This window comes from Hoylesella oralis ATCC 33269 (assembly GCF_000185145.2).
GTDB classification, from domain to species: Bacteria; Bacteroidota; Bacteroidia; order Bacteroidales; family Bacteroidaceae; genus Prevotella; species Prevotella phocaeensis.
Genome location: NZ_GL833119.1, coordinates 1,478,198 through 1,492,390 on the forward strand (window position 1 = coordinate 1,478,198; position 14,193 = coordinate 1,492,390).

The following is a 14,193-nucleotide window of genomic DNA, read 5'->3' on the forward strand; positions in this document are numbered from 1 at the left end:
TACAACTGCCGGTCTACCCATCTGTAATCGTCAACTCTAAAGAAAAAGCATGGCAACACGTTCACGTAATTACAAAGAAAACCTTACCTACCTTATTCTCTGGCTGGCTCTTTTCCTGTCGCCCATACTCAGTATGTACATCAGGATGGAGGAGAATGCCGACATGCAGTTCGATTGGTATGAAATATTTCGCGTGTGGAAAAGCTTCGCTCTTTATCTCTTTGTGTTTTTGCTCCATAACTATGTTCTCGCACCCATATTGGTATATCGACACAGGAGGGCATTGTATCTCTCTTCGGTGGGCTGTTTGGTGGTATTGTTCTTCGTAGTACAGTGCCTGCAAAAGCCCGATGAGCGGGATATGCGGGGCATTCACGACAGAGAGATGTATGCCGGAGAGCCGTTTGACAGGAGAGACAAGGTACCTCCGATGGCGGGGGAGACGACATGCGAGAGCGGGGCGTATGAGCCGGATGGAAAGAGAATGCCTCATCATCCGGCAGGCGAAGCCCCGTTCTTTCATCCTCCGTTGATATTGGGCGAACGACCTATCATCGCTTCCGTCATGCTCATATTGCTGGTAGGAATGAATCTTGGCGTGAAACTTTACTTCAAATCAGACGACGACATGAAGGAAATGGCACTGTTAGAGAAGCAGAATTTGGAGCAACAACTGGAGTATTTGAAGTATCAGATCAACCCTCATTTCTTCATGAATACGCTGAACAATATTCATGCGTTGGTAGATATCGATCCCGACAAGGCAAAGCTAACCATCTTGGAACTGTCGAAGATGATGCGTTATGTGCTTTACGAAGCCAACAAGACCATTGTGCCGTTGCAGCACGAAATACGGTTTTTGCATAATTATATTACCCTTATGAGGCTGCGTTTTACCGATAAAGTGAGCATAAGCGTAACCATTCCCGATGATATACCCGATAAAGGAATACTGCCGTTGATGCTTATAACTTTTGTAGAAAATGCTTTCAAGCACGGTGTGAGTTACCGGAAGGAGTCGTTTATCAGCATTGCGATGACGTTTACCGAAGAGCGTTTCACTTTCGTATGCCGCAACAGCAAGCATAAAAATGCCGATGCGCAGGACGGAGGGGTAGGACTTGAGAACGTCAGGAAGCGGTTAGACCTGTTTTACGGAGAAGATTTTACTTTGACAATCAGCGATAACGAAGACGCTTATGAGGTGTTTTTAGATGCTCCTTTGGCAGATATATCGCAGCTTGTCGTATAAAGAACAACATAAATCATGATAAAGTGTATAGCTATCGACGATGAGCCGTTGGGATTACAGCAGCTTGCCGCTTACATTAAAAAGGTGCCCTTTCTTGAACTCATAGGCGAATGTCAGAGTGCAATCGAGGCAAAGAAGGTGTTAGAAACGGATGAAGTAAACGCCATTTTCTTGGATATAAACATGCCAGACCTTAATGGTATGGATTTTGTACGGTCGCTTGCCGTGCGTCCCATCATAGTGTTTACCACCGCATACAGCGAGTATGCTGTCGAAGGATATAAGGTAGATGCCGTGGATTACTTGCTTAAACCGTTCGGATTAAATGAGTTTATGCGTGCTGCCAATAAGGTAAAGAAGCAGTACGACCTTGAACTAACGGCGGAAGTTTCGCAGGTCGATACGGATAATGCCCTGTTTTTTAAGACGGAACACAAGGTGGTTCGTGTAGAAATAGATAAGATACGATACATCGAGGGCATGAGTGAATACCTCAAAATACATATAGACGACAAGCGTCCTCTTATCGTCTTGCTGAGCATGAAGAAACTTGAAGAGCAGTTGCCCCCGCACTTATTTATGCGTACCCATCGTTCCTATATCGTAAACTTGCACAAGATTGTGGAGGTAAACAAGAACCGTATCATCTTGGACAGCAATACCTATCTGCCCATAGGCGACTTGTATAAAGAGAAGTTTACCAAATATATCAACGGTAAATTCTTGGGCAAGTAATTTTATTTGCCCTTTACTGCTTGTATTTCTTGGGCGTTATGGTGGTTTGGAAGTACACTTTTCGGGGATTTTTAGCCGAACGCAGCAGGTATGCAAAGCTGAAGTTCGCCTCTTTATACAGCTTCATAGACGTGTCGTCTTTAATGGCCTGCACCAGTTGTTGTTCTATCTCGTTCTTATGTTTGTTAATGATATCGGCGTTATCCATCTTTCCTGTGAGCGAACAATAGTAATGATAAGTCTTTGTAGGCTTATCGAAAGACATGCTGTCGGTACGTGTGTAGTTGACAACCGGTGTGGGACAAAACTTTTCCGTGTACTCTTTGGCCTCGCGTACAGCACGGTCTTCGAGGCTTTCTTGGCAGGCTGCGAGCATCAGCATGCCCGTTATCATCAGTAAAACTTTTCTCATATCGCATTTTTTAGTAGGGCAAAGATATATAAAAGATGCGATATATGGATGAAAAATGAATGAATAATGATAAACGGGGCTGCCTGATACCGGTTGCACCCCCCTCTAACTCCTCCCTTGTGGAGAGAGAATATACCTTGCAGGCTTTACGAGTGGCGATACCACTCCCCTTGGAAAGGGGAGACACAGAGGGGAGCGATGGCATTTCGGTGTGGCGTGCAACCTCCTCCCCACCTCTTTTTATGGAAGGAAAGTGCACGCTGTATAGTGGAGACTTGGTTCGTCTGGATTCTTTTGGAATATAAATATCGGATTTTATGTAACATTCTCTTTCAAAAAAGGGGATGGGATAGGTCGAGATATAGCTACAAGATATTTTTATTAAATGTATGGTTTATGTGTGATAGACGTAACCCGTATGCCCGATAGATAACCGGTCTAACCGAGCAGCATATAAGGGGGATAGAACGAAATGTGATAAAACAAGATTTTGTGAAAATGACGAGAATATTTGAAAAACAGAAAGTTACGTTATTCTGCAGAAAAGCATAGATAAAAACGAGATGTTACATTCGTCTTACATTTGTGTTACATTCGAATTGAATTTGAATGGTGTTTGAATGATAAATGTTACATGAGAATGATCAATAGGCGATTTTATAGGTGAGTATTCGATTTTTTACCTTTTATGAAGATTGATACCATCATCATTATACTTGCATAGCAACGATGTTTTACAATGGGTTTACGAGCAAAAATATTGGAGGAGTTTCATTATTGCTTAAAGTCTTATTTCATTGATATTTTATAATTTCATTTTATAAAATATCGTATATAGTTATTATTTTGTATATTTGCAGCAAAATAAGACGATTATGACAAAAGTAATACACGTACATCTGATACAGGGACGGAAGAATTACTACTTCGGCTCCATTCCTGCGATATACAGCGTTCTAACGGCGGATGAGATAGGGATAAAGCAGTGCTCACTGGAACGCGCAGGATTGAGCAAAGGGGGCGTTGTGTTAAACAAGAAGGCGTACATCATAGCCGGAGAACTGATACGGTCAAAGGCGACAAATAAGCGACAGGTTTGAACAGCTAAAACGCTGATTTATCAACATTTAAACGGTTTTCAACTTTTATTTGAACGGTTGGAAGCCGTTTTTATTATTTTACGGGGCACAATGAGGATGATTTTAGGGATAAAAATAGGGTTACCTTAACACTTACCTTAATAGTTACCTTAACTTTGAAAAACGAAATGTACAAGTTACCTTAATAGTTACCTTAACTGTTTTAACATAGTTTCGGGCACATTCGCTACCACATAAAGACAAAAATAACTTCTTAACCGTCCGTTTTTCGGTTTTAGGGGGGGGCTTATTCCGCATTCGGAGGGGCTTAATGCCACATTACCCATAAAAAGTAACCAAGCAAAAACACCCTACACATCAGGATTTATGGCTATATTTACGATAAAAAATCGATAAAAAATGCGTGTGTCGCATTATAGAGGGTATATCCCCTTATGGTTTAAGATTCTGGAGGTGGCATCTGGCGGTAGTATTCCTGTGTTGTGTTCAATTGCTGGAGTATATTATCTGATTGCGCAAAGATTTCATATCCTTTAAGCCCTTCTATGTCATTAATTAAATAATGAATTCGTTTAATCCTTGCTGTTTTTTGCACATAGCTGCTTATATCACCCATAGTCTGCCTTTTTAGGTTATAACTGTAACTCTATTATATCATGCAGTTGATGCGTACGGAGGCTTTGACAAGTGCAAGGGCCGTTACACGATGGAAGTCGATGTCGCGCGGGGCGTGTGCGGGGTTCTCTGATTCGAGTGTGATGTACGGTTCACCCTTATCTGACTTGCGGATATATTTTACCACGATGTAGTCGTCGCCGTCAATATCATACGAAAGAAGGTACATTTCGCCATACAGCAGATTATTGATGTCGAGTGGCATCTGCTTATATAATATAATGTCGCCCGACTTGAGGAGTGGATACATAGAATCTCCGACGATGTGGATTGCGCCATCACACTTGGGCAGGTTGGGTATTTTGATGGTGTCGATGATGTTCTGCCGGCTGTTGTCGAAAAGCGAACGCAATCCTGCTGATGCTTCGAAATCGTAGAGATAGACCACCTGAGTTTCTTCTTTCTTTTCCGTGCTCCGTGGCTGATGTATGGGCTTGACTTCGACCTGTGGCTCTTCCCGTACAGATTTCAGCATATCACCCTCGCCAGTCAGTAACCATTCCGCAGACACATTCGCATTTGCGCATATTTTAGTAATTACATCAAAAGAAGGCTTACCTTGCCTTGTACCTACCACATTGGCAATTACAGTAGGCGTAACCCCGATAGCCTTTGCAAAAGCACTCTGGTTGCCTTTGTAAACGGAGTTAATTATAGCTTCAAAGCGTTTATTTATGTCCATCTTTTCAATTATTTTTGCGCTATTGCGTAAAATAGTTGCGGAATAATTTTGTTTATTCGCAAATGCGTATTATCTTTGCAACGTGTTAATGATATAAACAGCGCCCAAAGATACGAAAAACGGGGGTGATTTGCAAATTTTAATAATTAAAGAATATGAACGATACTCTTTTAGACAAAGTAAGTGTTGAAAATTTAGATGCATTGCATGATGCACTGTGTGAGATAATAAAAGACATGCGTAGCGCAGGAGAGGATCATGATTCCTGTTTTCGCGACGATGCGTATTGGATATGCTTCCAAATTAGAAATATTGTTTTTGCATCTCTTAGACGGCGTGCGAAAAAGACAGAAGGTAATGGATTGTAGAATAACAAAGCGGGCAGCACGGACTGCCGGGTCGCTACCGCAGGGTTCGACTCCCTGTGCTCGCACAATGAGAAGACAATAATTATAAAAATAAAAGTATGGAAAAGAAGATTTTTGTAAGCGAGAAGGCCAAGGCACACCTCAGGAAGGTGTTCAAGTGCACAAATCCGATGGTCTGGAAGGCATTGAACTTCAAAAGCGACAGTGAACTGGCGAGAAAGATACGCTTCACAGCCCTGCAGCAGTTGGGTGGTGTTGCTAACTGGAAACCCGAAGAGGTGGAAACGACGCATGAGGAAACGGCACGAACGATGACGCTGCACTTTGGCAATCGGGTGCAGCTGGTGTATGACCGCAATGACGGAAGTACACGGGTGCTTGTGGACGGCAGGGAATGCCGTCGCGAACAGAGGCTGGACATACCGGAATTCATGGCGTTGTCGCACGATGTTGAACAAATGGCGATGAGCCTGTAAAGTTTAGGGCTATGAATAAAACGGCCACTTTTTAAGAATTATAAAGAACCGGCATATAAAGAGTATTTTTCCATTGCGGTGATTTTTCCGCAAAGGTAATCAAAAACAATCAAGGAGTGGAATATTTCAATAAGATACTGTGCGTGACGAGTCGGGAGTTAACCGATGGCAGCGAGCCTGTAATCAAAGAAGGTACACTGTGGGTTTACGCTTCCCACGGCAAGATCGCTCGCGTGCATAAGTTTGGCGGCGAGGGCGGCTATGCCCTCTACGCATGGAGTTCCCTTCCGGTGAAATATAGGGAGAAGTTCATTGCAAAATATGGCGATCCCGAACAGATGATAAAAGAAGCTATGATGAAAGAGAACATGAAACTCGACAGCAAGGCGCGAGAGTGGTATGAGGCGTTCGTTTACGAGAAGAACGGCGAAAAGACCGCGCTGACCGACAAACTGATAGAGGAATATACCATCAATGCGAGCGTGCTACAGGAGCTACTGAAGATGATGAGCCGCCGGCGTGCTATCCGTCAGAGCCTGAACGCCACGATGGGCGACGCATGGGAAGTGATCCGCCAGTGTTCCGAACGGTTGCGCGACGTTTACGGCCATACCTTGCCCCAGAGCGCCGCCCGCCTGAAAGCGAAGCTCAAGGCTTTCAAGGCAGAAGGCTATACAAGTCTGGTCAGCGGCAAGGTGGGCAATATGAACACGCAGAAGATTACCGATGCTTTCGGCCGCCTGCTTATCGCTCTGAAACGCTGCCGCGTGCCGGTATATACCGACCGACAGCTGTTTGAAGAGGCAAACCGGCGTGCGGAGGAAAACGGCTGGAAACCCTTAAAAAGTCTTGCCGGCATGAAGCGCTGGCTGAACAGTCCGTCAATAGAACCTCTCTGGTACGACGCCGTCTACGGCGAGCAGGCTGCACGGCAGAGATACGGGCGCAAGCACAGAACCTCCCTCCCTGTGAAAAGGGATGCCCTGTGGTACGGCGACGGCACGAAACTCAACCTCTACTACAGAGATGAGAGAGGCAGCGTGCGTACGACACAGGTATATGTGGTCATTGATGCCATGAGCGAGGTGATGCTGGGGTATCACATCAGCGCTACGGAGGATTACGAGGCGCAGTACCACGCTTATCGCATGGCCATACAGAAGAGCCTGCACAAGCCTTACGAGATCGTACATGACAACCAAGGCGGACACAAGAAGCTGAACAGCCCGCTACCGACATCCCTTGCTCAGAGAGGAAAGCGCGAACAGGGCTTTTTGGACAAGATATGTTATATACACAGGGCGACGATGCCCTATAACGGCGAGTCGAAAACCATCGAGGCCGTATTTAGCAGGTTTCAGCAGCAGGTGCTGCACAAGGACTGGCGCTTCACCGGACAGAACATAACGGCCAAGAAACAGAGCAGTCGTCCTAACCTCGAATTCGTCGAGGCGAACAAAGACCGTCTATACACCCTTGCCGAGCTGAAGAACGCCTATGCCGTCGCCACCAAGGAGTGGAATGAAATGAAGCACCCCGTCTACGGAGTGAGCCGCATGGAAGCATACCGGCAGAGCGTGAACGAGGAAACGCAGGAAGTGACCGTGCATGATATGGTGGACATGTTCTGGGTGACGGCCAAGCGAATGAGTACCTTTACCGACCAAGGCATCAGCGTGACCATCAAGGGAAAGAAGAGGGCGTACGAAGTAGTGAGCGCCCCGGGCGTTCCCGACCACGAATGGCGGCGGAAGCACACCTACGAGCATTTCACGGTGATGTACGATCCCTACGATTTCAGCAGTATACGTTTGTACCGGAAAGAGGCCGACGGCAGTCTGCGGTTCGAACGCGTTGCAGAGCCTTACATATTGATCCACCGCGCTATTCAGGAACAGCAGACGGCGGAAGCCGGCTTTATAAGACAAGAACAGCAGGCTAACCTCGAAGACCGTATGGAACGGCAAGTGGCAGGTAGGCAGATAGAGAAAGAGCACGGCGTGCAGCCGGAGCAGCTTGGGCTGCGTACGCCGAAGCTGAAGGGTATCACAGCGGAAGAACAGCGTCAGATCGACCGGAGAGCGGGTGTTTACCGCCGCCCGCCTGAGGAATACCAGTTAGGCAGAGCTACCAAGCAGGCAAGTCTTGTGGACTGGGAGGATACGGAAGTTATAACGGTAGACTTTAGGAAAACGGCGGAGAAATTTTAATAAATTTCCTCCTCCTCAGGAAGAAGGAGAAAAATACAAGTTAAACGCTTAAAAAATAACAAGATCATGAGAAAGTTGACAAGCAGCGAAAAGCAGAACGTTCAGGAACGGCTGCGCATGTATGCGGCTAAGTTTCCGAGTCAGAACAAAGCGGCGCAGAGCCTTACGGGTACGAGCAGCGGCACCGTAAGCAGCATTCTGGGCGGAAAGTGGGAGAACATATCGGACGAGATGTTCCGCAACATCGGCGTGCAGATCGGTATGGCGGACACGGGTGCATGGCAAATAGTGGAGACGCTGCCGTTTCAGGAAATGAGCTACGTTATGCGAGACGCACAGAAAGCAAAAAATATCACATGGATGGTCGGCGAGGCCGGATGCGGGAAGACAACCGCGGCCCGTCTGTATACAGAGGAACATGCGGAGGTATTCTATATACTCTGCTCGGAAGACATGCGCAAGAGCGACTTCATACGCGAGATCGCCAAGCGCACCGGTCTCAGGACGGAAGGCTACAGTATCAGAGAACTACTCGACCGCATCATCGACGGGCTTGTACAGATGGACAGTCCGCTGCTCATTTTCGACGAGGCAGATAAATTGCCCGAACGCGTGTTCCATTATTTCATCGACCTATATAACCGTCTGGAAGACAAATGCGGCATCGTCTTTTTCTCAACGAGCTACATCAAGCGGCGCATGCAAAACGGACTGCGTTACAACAAATGCGGCTATAATGAGATACACAGCCGTATCGGTCGCCGGTTCTTCGACCTCGAGTGTACATCGCCGCAAGACGTGGCCGCCATCTGCAAGGCCAACGGCGTGACAGACAGAGCGGATATCTCGGAAGTGGTGAAAGACTCAGAGGAATTCGAATTCGACCTGCGTAGAGTAAAGAAAAGCGTGCACAGAGCAAAACGGACCGGTGGCTCTGCCCCGACAAAAGAGCAGAGCAGATAATTATGCTTTTAAAGTCGGTTGAACGACATTTAAACGGTATTCGAATAATGACGAAACAATATAAAAAAGATGCTGCGCAGGGTATTTCCGAGCTGACGCAAACCAACAGCGAACTAAGGCTCTGTGCCCGAGAACTGGAGAAAGAGATGTGGCTGCAGAAGCACAAGCCGCTGCCACGCGCCCTGTCCGTTTCAGACGTACTGAACATGAAAAAGGAAACGTTCAAGTTCGGCGGTGAGTGGGCAGAAGCCTTCGGCGAGCCGGAGAGAAACGGGGTATGGTTCATCTGGGGGCGTAGCGGCAGCGGCAAGACAACCTTTGTGCTGCAGCTCTGCAAGGAGCTGGCAAGGTTCGGCCGCGTAGCCTATGACAGTCTTGAGGAGGGTACATCCCTGACCATGAAAAATGCTTTCGTTCGCGTGGGTATGGCCGACGTGGCCCGCCGGTTCGTGCTGCTGAACGAAAGCATGGAAGACCTCAGTGCTCGACTGAACAAACGGAAAAGCCCTGACATCATCGTAATAGACAGTTTTCAGTATACCCAGATGAGCTTCAAGGACTATCTGTCGTTCAAGGAGCGGCATAAGAACAAGCTGCTCGTCTTTGTCAGTCAGGCAAGCGGCAATCTGCCTTCGGGAAGACCTTCCGTGAGCGTAATGTATGATGCCAGTCTGAAGATATGGGTGGAGGGATACAGGGCTATTAGCAAGGGCAGGTATTTCGGCAACAAAGGGTATTATACCGTTTGGGCAGAGCGAGCTGAGTTATATTGGGGCGGGACCTCCCCCGCCCCCTCCCAAGGAGGGGAGTGTCTACGGGATATGAAGTAAAACTATAAAATATAAAACTATGGCAAGTAAGCGAGACAACCTGCTGTACAGATTACGAAAGAAAGGCGTGCGGATACAGACACGAGAGAGAACAATATTTTTCCCTTTTGATACAGAGCCTTTTAAGATTATACAGGTGAAACGCCTGTGCAGAGAGTTTTATTTCCATGTACAATTAGAAATACAGTGAATATGAGCAAGGAAAGACGAATTATCGAGATCGAGCCTCGCCTGCTTATCTCCGGCGGACGGATGAGCGAGCAAGTGGAGAGCAACGGTCACAAGTGCCAGTATTGTCAGGGCAACGGCTATCTGTGGCAGGTGGACGATCCGTGGCAGGAACGTTATAAAATGGAGTGTCCTATCTGCAAGGGCAGCGGTAAGCTCGATGCCGTGGTAACTATCGAGTGGAAAGCAAGCGAAAAACAATAAGCAATGATACATGTCGGCGATAAATTCAGAGTTCATTGGATAGGACATGAAGAGTGCTGCGAGGGACGTTTATATCAGGTTACTTCCGTTATATCGGATTGTAGGTGTTCACCTCCAGAATGGCTCACCGCACAGGCAGAAGTTCCGCAGCCTCCCCATTGCCATATCAAGGCGGACCTGATAGAATGTCCGTTAAAGTATTTTGAAAAGCACGGATACGGTTTCAACAATATAGATGAAGATACGTTATGTAACATCAGAAATCCGGATTGCCGACTGGAGATAGTAAGACAGCCCGGAGATCAATTGAGTTTGTTTTGAGATAATTTAAAATAAAATTAAAATGGATGAGATAGAACGTAGAAAAGACGCAGAGATACTAACCGCATCTGTATCTAAAATATATAAGGAAATAGAAGCAATAGAGAAGCGGGAAATACTACCGTTGAAAATAAAAATCGAGAAGTTAAAGGATGCTTTCTTAGATAAATATTTAGTCGACTCATCCGGCATGCCGGTTCGTGTAGGAATGACAATAGAAAAAGATAAGAGAAGATATAAAGTATTAGATCGGTATCAACAAAAATTATTTGGGTACTTAGGGAATGCACGTGTGGTTGCTATACGTGAAGGTCAGAAGAGAGGTTTTTCTATTTATTGCAACGATTTAATAAAATATACGATCATAGATTAAAATTACAAAGTTATGAACAATTTTTTCGAAACAATCAGAAAACGCCTTCAGGTGTGGCACGAAGAGCATGCGGCACGTATCGAGGCGAAGCGTCAGGCGCTACTCGACGCAGAGGCACGGCAGGCTGTGCAGGTGATGGAATTTAACGGCGAACTGTACACCTGCGTGAACGGTATCCCACTGTTCGGGGTAAACGATATCAAGGGCACGCTGCCGGAAGCCGTGGCAAATGCCCGTAAGAATTATAAAGATTGGAAGGAGGAAAAGTTATGGGAAGAGCGGTAAGTCATCCAAAGAACTGTGTCGGCGTGATTACCGTTCGCTGGTCGGTAATCAATGGAAATGTCAAAATAGTGTACAGTCAAGCCTTTGGCTTCAACGGCGGGTATCCGACGAAAAGAGAAAGAAAAGAACTGAAAGAAAATGTACAGAATAGACTGCAGCAACTGGTAGAAAAAGGTAAAGTACATTTCGATATCGATGATAACTCTGTGGTACGTTTCTCATCGAGTATTAAACTTCTCGGCTGCAATATGATTCTTAAGAACGAAAATGAAGAGATACCATGCAGGAAGTAACCAATTTCGCCCGCTTCTATGGGCTGCTGCGACATCTCTCCTTTGGAGATAACGATCAACGCGAGGAATTTAAGAAAAGTGTCGTTTCACAATACACGAACGGCAGGACGGAGAGTCTACGCGAGATACGCCGCATAGAATACGATGCCCTCTGTTCCGCCCTTGAAGACCTTACGGGTATGAATACCCAAGAGAAAATCAGGCAGGCACGGTATGCAGAGCTCAAACAACGTCGCAGCGTGTGCTTGAAGCTCATGCAGCGCTTGGGCGTGGATACCACCGACTGGGCGAGAGTGGATAATTTCTGTATGCACCCGCGGCTTGCAGGCAAGCCTTTCCACAAGATCGACACTGAGGAGCTCGAGGCCTTGTCCGTAAAGCTACGGATGATAGAGCGCAAAGGGGGAATAAAACGACAGGAACAACAGAATTGCAATTCCACAGTGCAATATACATTTATATTCAACAAAGAATTGACAACTAAAAATTAAGAAAGGACAAAGCAATGGAAACGACAAAACAGGAAAAGACGGTGAATATCGCCGAATTGAGCAAGGAAGAACGGGCACGACTGCTTGCCGAGCTCCAGAAAGATGAACGTACGAGCCGTATCGAGCGGCGCAAGGCCTACGAGGCCATGCGTGCGGAGTTCATGAACGATGTGGAAACAAAACTGATGATACTGACGGAAAACGTCAGGGACTTCCGCGAGTGGCTCGCCAAGGAAACGGAGGGGTTTATCGGCGTGATACGTGAGTACGGAGAAGTGCAGAAGAGCGATCAGCGCAGCTACACCATCACGGACGGCAATTTCCGGTTAGAGGTGAAAAGCAACAAAGTGAAAAGTTTCGACGAGCGAGCCGACCTCGCAGCAGAGCGCCTGATCGATTACCTGAAACGTTACATGCAACAGAGCGAGAAAGGTGCTGACGATCCGATGTACCAGATGGCTATGACGCTGCTCGAGCGCAACAAGATGGGTGACCTCGACTATAAGAGCATTTCCAAACTTTACGAGCTCGAGGACAAGTTCGACGAAGAATACTCCGACATCATGCGGCTGTTCAAGGAGGCTAACGTGATACAGCGCAATGCCGTGAACTACTACTTCCACAAGCGCAACACGGACACGGGCGTATGGACACGTATCGAGCCGAGCTTCTGCAGGCTGTAGGAAAGCAAGGATAAATAAAAGCCGTTTATTTTGTGATAAGACACCGATTTATGTGCGCGAGCACACGGATCGGTGCCTTTTTCTTTCGGAAACGATAAAAATACCTTGCAATCGCTTGATGTTTAATAACTTTTCGTTATATTTGCAATTGCGTATGACGAAAGGCAGAAACAAGGAACTGATCGAAAAGCGGGATGAGAAGTTGTGTCGCCGCTACTATTATTGGACGGAGCACGAGCGGTTGCGCTTCGATGATGCTTTGCATATCCTTTCGGAACAGGAATTTTTCATCTCCGAGGAGCGGATCATGCAGATCATCCGTCGCAAATGCCGCGAATTGAAAGACCTCGCCGTTGCTCCAAAACCGAAAATCCGCAAACCGAAGCTGACGGTTCGCCAGCTGGAACTGTTCAAGTAAAGAGAAAAATAAAAGGTAAAGGAACATGGAGATAAAAAACAAGAATATGCCTCTCTATTTTTACTTTTCTGTCTTTTTTACCCTTTTGCTTTCCTACATTTCCATTTTTATTTCGTCGTGGTATTCGAAGGTGTATATCTGCTCATAGACTTTGATGCCGTGGGCGATCGTATAGTCGCGGCTCTTGATGCGGTTCAGCGGTCCCATGTTCTCATCGCAGACAAATCCCTGCAGTGCCCGGTACAGTTCGTTCGCCGTCTGCAGGCGTTCTGCGATCTTTGCTTCCGAACCGGAAGACACGTGCGTGTCGTCGTAGCAGTCCATGACCAAGCGTACCGTCATGCGGCTTATCCCTTTCTGCGCCCCGAAACCGAGGTCTTTCCAGTCCGTGTCGATATTGCCGACCAATACGCATGGAAATGTGACGGGGTAAGTATCTTCATCTGTCTCCAGCTGCCCGTAGTCTTCGTCCACGAGCGAGAGTTGCGGTAGCTCCGTCGATATCTGCTTCAGGATATTCAAAAAGATTTGTTCCATTGTTTTTATTTTTTAAGTTATTTTTAGAAATAAAGAAGTTAGCGGGAGTTATACCCGCTTCGCTCGCAGGCCGGATTGTTCTATCATTTGAGGATTACGGCACGGATTTCCTTTTCCATTTTCTCTCTGATCTTTTTTGTAAGTTCACGGCTTCCGCCCAAGAACTGCCGCTGCGGGATATGGATATTCAGCCTTTGTTTCTTTGTCAGGGCAAGCGCTTTCCATCGATCCGCCTCGGGTGTCTGCCGTCCTTTCCTACCGCCACTTTTGTAATACATAGCCCATGCGAAGCGTCGCATCTGCGGCGTAACCTGCGGCGAGACACACCCTCCCCAGTTATGGAGGGGTGCGTACCGCAGTTGGCTGTACACCGTGACACGGGCATCTCCCGGAGCATAGGAGATCGATCCGAATAGACGATCTCGAGCAGAGAGCAATGCACCGTAGCCCGCCTCGGCACCGCCGCCCGACAGCTGCCGCCTCGTTTTTTTCCAAGGATACAGTCCTCCATTAACAAAACCCTGCCGTAGGAAATTCTCTTGAAAATGATCCTTGGCCATGCGTCCCGCCTTAACGGGGAACTTACGGTGTATCAGATCGTCGGTTTCCTTTTTCTTGCTTTGCAGCAGTCTTATAAATCCCGTCATATCCATAGAA

General features: G+C 46.8%; 21 protein-coding genes. 16 read left to right on the plus strand and 5 right to left on the minus strand.

What is annotated here, in order from left to right; genetic code table 11:
- Positions 1–49 precede the first annotated feature (49 nt).
- Both HMPREF0663_RS08620 and HMPREF0663_RS08625 read left to right on the plus strand, forming a co-directional pair.
- Positions 50–1,252, plus strand: coding sequence for a sensor histidine kinase (locus HMPREF0663_RS08620; RefSeq protein ID WP_004370054.1), 1,203 nt, complete (start codon positions 50–52; stop codon positions 1,250–1,252).
- 15 nt (positions 1,253–1,267) lie between these two features.
- Positions 1,268–1,987, plus strand: a complete 720-nt coding sequence (locus HMPREF0663_RS08625; RefSeq protein WP_004370055.1) for a LytR/AlgR family response regulator transcription factor — start codon at positions 1,268–1,270, stop codon at positions 1,985–1,987.
- A 13-nt stretch (positions 1,988–2,000) separates the two neighbouring features.
- On the opposite strand, the gene HMPREF0663_RS08630 is transcribed toward HMPREF0663_RS08625, so the two are convergent.
- Entirely contained in the window at positions 2,001–2,399 is a 399-nt protein-coding gene (locus HMPREF0663_RS08630; protein ID WP_004370056.1) for a DUF8479 domain-containing protein, read from the minus strand.
- Positions 2,400–3,274: 875 nt separating this feature from the next.
- Between HMPREF0663_RS08630 and HMPREF0663_RS08635 the strand changes: the two genes are divergently transcribed.
- Positions 3,275–3,499, plus strand: coding sequence for a hypothetical protein (locus HMPREF0663_RS08635; RefSeq protein WP_004370057.1), 225 nt, complete (start codon positions 3,275–3,277; stop codon positions 3,497–3,499).
- Positions 3,500–3,938: 439 nt separating this feature from the next.
- On the opposite strand, the gene HMPREF0663_RS11765 is transcribed toward HMPREF0663_RS08635, so the two are convergent.
- Positions 3,939–4,115 carry a hypothetical protein gene (locus HMPREF0663_RS11765; protein WP_004370058.1) on the minus strand — a complete coding sequence of 59 codons (177 nt, stop codon included), beginning with the start codon at positions 4,113–4,115 and terminating at the stop codon, positions 3,939–3,941.
- Positions 4,116–4,148: 33 nt separating this feature from the next.
- A complete protein-coding gene (locus tag HMPREF0663_RS08640) occupies positions 4,149–4,856 on the minus strand; it encodes an XRE family transcriptional regulator (protein WP_004370059.1) in 708 nt (235 codons plus the stop codon).
- 155 nt (positions 4,857–5,011) lie between these two features.
- Here HMPREF0663_RS08640 and HMPREF0663_RS08645 point away from each other — a divergent pair, with 155 nt between their 5' ends.
- The 13 genes from HMPREF0663_RS08645 to HMPREF0663_RS08700 all read left to right on the plus strand — a co-directional run bounded on the left by HMPREF0663_RS08645 (position 5,012) and on the right by HMPREF0663_RS08700 (position 12,999).
- Positions 5,012–5,224 carry a hypothetical protein gene (locus HMPREF0663_RS08645; RefSeq protein ID WP_004370060.1) on the plus strand — a complete coding sequence of 71 codons (213 nt, stop codon included), beginning with the start codon at positions 5,012–5,014 and terminating at the stop codon, positions 5,222–5,224.
- Between the two features lie 98 nt (positions 5,225–5,322).
- Entirely contained in the window at positions 5,323–5,700 is a 378-nt protein-coding gene (locus HMPREF0663_RS08650) for a hypothetical protein (RefSeq protein ID WP_004370061.1), read from the plus strand.
- 116 nt (positions 5,701–5,816) lie between these two features.
- Positions 5,817–7,910 carry a hypothetical protein gene (locus HMPREF0663_RS08655; RefSeq protein ID WP_004370062.1) on the plus strand — a complete coding sequence of 698 codons (2,094 nt, stop codon included), beginning with the start codon at positions 5,817–5,819 and terminating at the stop codon, positions 7,908–7,910.
- A gap of 66 nt (positions 7,911–7,976) precedes the next feature.
- Positions 7,977–8,873 carry an AAA family ATPase gene (locus HMPREF0663_RS08660; RefSeq protein WP_004370063.1) on the plus strand — a complete coding sequence of 299 codons (897 nt, stop codon included), beginning with the start codon at positions 7,977–7,979 and terminating at the stop codon, positions 8,871–8,873.
- Positions 8,874–8,920: 47 nt separating this feature from the next.
- Positions 8,921–9,703 (plus strand): AAA family ATPase, encoded by a 783-nt coding sequence (locus HMPREF0663_RS08665; RefSeq protein WP_016665202.1) that lies wholly within the window; start codon positions 8,921–8,923, stop codon positions 9,701–9,703.
- A 192-nt stretch (positions 9,704–9,895) separates the two neighbouring features.
- Entirely contained in the window at positions 9,896–10,135 is a 240-nt protein-coding gene (locus tag HMPREF0663_RS08670) for a hypothetical protein (RefSeq protein ID WP_004370066.1), read from the plus strand.
- Positions 10,136–10,138: 3 nt separating this feature from the next.
- The gene (locus tag HMPREF0663_RS11770) at positions 10,139–10,456 is read left to right on the plus strand and encodes a hypothetical protein (RefSeq protein ID WP_004370067.1); all 318 of its coding nucleotides are present in this window, start codon (positions 10,139–10,141) and stop codon (positions 10,454–10,456) included.
- 22 nt (positions 10,457–10,478) lie between these two features.
- Entirely contained in the window at positions 10,479–10,829 is a 351-nt protein-coding gene (locus HMPREF0663_RS08675) for a hypothetical protein (protein WP_004370068.1), read from the plus strand.
- Between the two features lie 12 nt (positions 10,830–10,841).
- A complete protein-coding gene (locus tag HMPREF0663_RS08680) occupies positions 10,842–11,114 on the plus strand; it encodes a hypothetical protein (protein WP_004370069.1) in 273 nt (90 codons plus the stop codon).
- Complete coding sequence (locus HMPREF0663_RS08685; RefSeq protein ID WP_004370070.1) at positions 11,099–11,407, plus strand: hypothetical protein; 309 nt, start codon at positions 11,099–11,101, stop codon at positions 11,405–11,407. Before HMPREF0663_RS08680 ends, HMPREF0663_RS08685 begins: the two co-directional genes overlap by 16 nt.
- Positions 11,395–11,898, plus strand: coding sequence for a hypothetical protein (locus HMPREF0663_RS08690; RefSeq protein ID WP_004370071.1), 504 nt, complete (start codon positions 11,395–11,397; stop codon positions 11,896–11,898). Before HMPREF0663_RS08685 ends, HMPREF0663_RS08690 begins: the two co-directional genes overlap by 13 nt.
- A gap of 14 nt (positions 11,899–11,912) precedes the next feature.
- Positions 11,913–12,581 carry a DUF3164 family protein gene (locus HMPREF0663_RS08695; protein ID WP_004370072.1) on the plus strand — a complete coding sequence of 223 codons (669 nt, stop codon included), beginning with the start codon at positions 11,913–11,915 and terminating at the stop codon, positions 12,579–12,581.
- A 154-nt stretch (positions 12,582–12,735) separates the two neighbouring features.
- A complete protein-coding gene (locus tag HMPREF0663_RS08700) occupies positions 12,736–12,999 on the plus strand; it encodes a hypothetical protein (protein WP_004370073.1) in 264 nt (87 codons plus the stop codon).
- A 93-nt stretch (positions 13,000–13,092) separates the two neighbouring features.
- On the opposite strand, the gene HMPREF0663_RS08705 is transcribed toward HMPREF0663_RS08700, so the two are convergent.
- Together HMPREF0663_RS08705 and HMPREF0663_RS08710 are read right to left on the minus strand one after the other, a co-directional pair.
- Entirely contained in the window at positions 13,093–13,536 is a 444-nt protein-coding gene (locus tag HMPREF0663_RS08705; RefSeq protein ID WP_004370074.1) for a hypothetical protein, read from the minus strand.
- An 83-nt stretch (positions 13,537–13,619) separates the two neighbouring features.
- Complete coding sequence (locus HMPREF0663_RS08710) at positions 13,620–14,189, minus strand: phage virion morphogenesis family protein (protein ID WP_004370076.1); 570 nt, start codon at positions 14,187–14,189, stop codon at positions 13,620–13,622.
- Between the last annotated feature and the right edge of the window lie 4 nt (positions 14,190–14,193).

What these genes read in the sequence shown, in the direction of transcription:
- HMPREF0663_RS08620 (WP_004370054.1), top strand. Translation starts at nt 50, where the DNA reads ATGGCAACACGTTCACGTAATTACAAAGAAAACCTTACCTACCTTATT.
- HMPREF0663_RS08625 (WP_004370055.1), top strand. Translation starts at nt 1,268, where the DNA reads ATGATAAAGTGTATAGCTATCGACGATGAGCCGTTGGGATTACAGCAG.
- HMPREF0663_RS08630 (WP_004370056.1), bottom strand. Translation starts at nt 2,399, where the DNA reads ATGAGAAAAGTTTTACTGATGATAACGGGCATGCTGATGCTCGCAGCC.
- HMPREF0663_RS08635 (WP_004370057.1), top strand. Translation starts at nt 3,275, where the DNA reads ATGACAAAAGTAATACACGTACATCTGATACAGGGACGGAAGAATTAC.
- HMPREF0663_RS11765 (WP_004370058.1), bottom strand. Translation starts at nt 4,115, where the DNA reads ATGGGTGATATAAGCAGCTATGTGCAAAAAACAGCAAGGATTAAACGA.
- HMPREF0663_RS08640 (WP_004370059.1), bottom strand. Translation starts at nt 4,856, where the DNA reads ATGGACATAAATAAACGCTTTGAAGCTATAATTAACTCCGTTTACAAA.
- HMPREF0663_RS08645 (WP_004370060.1), top strand. Translation starts at nt 5,012, where the DNA reads ATGAACGATACTCTTTTAGACAAAGTAAGTGTTGAAAATTTAGATGCA.
- HMPREF0663_RS08650 (WP_004370061.1), top strand. Translation starts at nt 5,323, where the DNA reads ATGGAAAAGAAGATTTTTGTAAGCGAGAAGGCCAAGGCACACCTCAGG.
- HMPREF0663_RS08660 (WP_004370063.1), top strand. Translation starts at nt 7,977, where the DNA reads ATGAGAAAGTTGACAAGCAGCGAAAAGCAGAACGTTCAGGAACGGCTG.
- HMPREF0663_RS08665 (WP_016665202.1), top strand. Translation starts at nt 8,921, where the DNA reads ATGACGAAACAATATAAAAAAGATGCTGCGCAGGGTATTTCCGAGCTG.
- HMPREF0663_RS08670 (WP_004370066.1), top strand. Translation starts at nt 9,896, where the DNA reads ATGAGCAAGGAAAGACGAATTATCGAGATCGAGCCTCGCCTGCTTATC.
- HMPREF0663_RS11770 (WP_004370067.1), top strand. Translation starts at nt 10,139, where the DNA reads ATGATACATGTCGGCGATAAATTCAGAGTTCATTGGATAGGACATGAA.
- HMPREF0663_RS08675 (WP_004370068.1), top strand. Translation starts at nt 10,479, where the DNA reads ATGGATGAGATAGAACGTAGAAAAGACGCAGAGATACTAACCGCATCT.
- HMPREF0663_RS08680 (WP_004370069.1), top strand. Translation starts at nt 10,842, where the DNA reads ATGAACAATTTTTTCGAAACAATCAGAAAACGCCTTCAGGTGTGGCAC.
- HMPREF0663_RS08685 (WP_004370070.1), top strand. Translation starts at nt 11,099, where the DNA reads ATGGGAAGAGCGGTAAGTCATCCAAAGAACTGTGTCGGCGTGATTACC.
- HMPREF0663_RS08690 (WP_004370071.1), top strand. Translation starts at nt 11,395, where the DNA reads ATGCAGGAAGTAACCAATTTCGCCCGCTTCTATGGGCTGCTGCGACAT.
- HMPREF0663_RS08695 (WP_004370072.1), top strand. Translation starts at nt 11,913, where the DNA reads ATGGAAACGACAAAACAGGAAAAGACGGTGAATATCGCCGAATTGAGC.
- HMPREF0663_RS08700 (WP_004370073.1), top strand. Translation starts at nt 12,736, where the DNA reads ATGACGAAAGGCAGAAACAAGGAACTGATCGAAAAGCGGGATGAGAAG.
- HMPREF0663_RS08705 (WP_004370074.1), bottom strand. Translation starts at nt 13,536, where the DNA reads ATGGAACAAATCTTTTTGAATATCCTGAAGCAGATATCGACGGAGCTA.
- HMPREF0663_RS08710 (WP_004370076.1), bottom strand. Translation starts at nt 14,189, where the DNA reads ATGGATATGACGGGATTTATAAGACTGCTGCAAAGCAAGAAAAAGGAA.